Source organism: Actinocorallia lasiicapitis (assembly GCF_054778695.1).
In genome coordinates this window covers 1-1,337 of record NZ_BAAGZI010000723.1, presented here as the reverse complement: position 1 = coordinate 1,337, position 1,337 = coordinate 1, and the positions used below count along the sequence as shown (strand labels likewise).

Annotated in this window: 1 protein-coding gene; it reads left to right on the top strand. The window is 75.2% G+C overall.

Features of this window, described 5'->3' with window-relative positions:
* Positions 1 to 1,337, top strand: a 1,337-nt coding sequence (locus tag ACYVE7_RS34140) for a tetratricopeptide repeat protein (RefSeq protein WP_460370728.1), incomplete at both ends; no start/stop codon positions are given.

Below are 1,337 nucleotides of genomic sequence, written 5' to 3'. Positions count from 1 at the left end.
GCAGCGGACCCTGCGGATCGCGAACGGGTTCGCCGGATTCGTCCGGGCCGTCCTGGCGGAGCTGGGGGAGACCCTGACCGTCGGGGTGGCCGGGCTCGACGAGGCCGACCCGGCCGACCGCGAGGTCCTCGCCGTGCTGGAGCGGCGGCTGCCCGGCCTGGTGACGGTCGTGACGGCCGAGAGCCCCGCCCGTCCGCCGGGCGGAGTGCCCGGCTTCGCCCGGATCTGGGACGGCGGGACGGCCGCCGAGACCCTGACGGCCGTCGAATGGTGCCTGGACCGGGGCTGCCACCACGCCGTCGCGGAGCTGGCCGGGCTCGGGCTGGAGCGCGCCGAAGGCGACGGCGACGTCTGGTGGGGCCTGGTGCACCATCTCGCCGTCGCGCTGGGCTCGCTGGAACGCGAGGAGGAGGCCGAGGCCGTGCTGGCCGAGGCACGGGCCAGGACCACCGATCCGGTCCGGCACTCGACCATGGCCTACACCAGCGCGATGCTGGTCACCCGGCACCATCTGCCCGCCCGCCGCGATCTGGCGGCGGCGCTCGGCTGGGTGAACGTCGCGATCGCGCTGTGCGGGCTGCTGCCCGAGCCGGAGTCGCGCGCCGTCAAGCTGGGGTTCGACCTCAACGGCAAGGCGCTGATCATGGCGCGGCTCGGCCGGATGGACGAAGCCCTGGAGCTGGTCGAGGCGGCGATGCGGCTGGCCGACGAACTGCCGGGCGACGCCCAGCCGATCCACCGGCTGGTGCTCAGGGTCAACCGGGCGCAGCTCCGGATCAAGGCGGGCGACCGCGCGGGCGCGCTGGCCGACCTCGACGCCGCGATCACCGCCGACCCCGGCTACCCCGACTACTACGTCGACCGCGGCAACCTGCTGTTCGCGCTCGGCCGCCACGACGACGCGCTCGCCGACTACGAGACCGCGCTCCGCGACGGCCCGCCGTTCGCCGAGGCCTACTACAACCGCTCCGAGGTGCTGTTCGCGCGCGGTGATCTGAAGGCCGCCCTCGACGACCTCGACACGGCGCTCGAACTCGACCCGTCGCTGCGGACCGCCCGCGCCAACCGCGCCGGGCTGCTGGTCGCGCTCGGCGAACCCGAACGGGCCCGCCCGGACGTCACCGCGGCACTCCACGACGACCCCGCCAACCCCTACCTGCTCTGCGTGCTCGGCCAGATCGAGGGGGCGGCCGGGCACTACCCCCAGGCGCGGGCGGCGTTCGACCAGGCCGTCGCAGGGGCGCCGTCGCTGGCGATGGCCTGGGCGGGGCGCGGGGTGCTGGCGTTCGACAGCGGCGGCATCCATGTCGACGGCGAGGGCACGGTGATCGTCACCG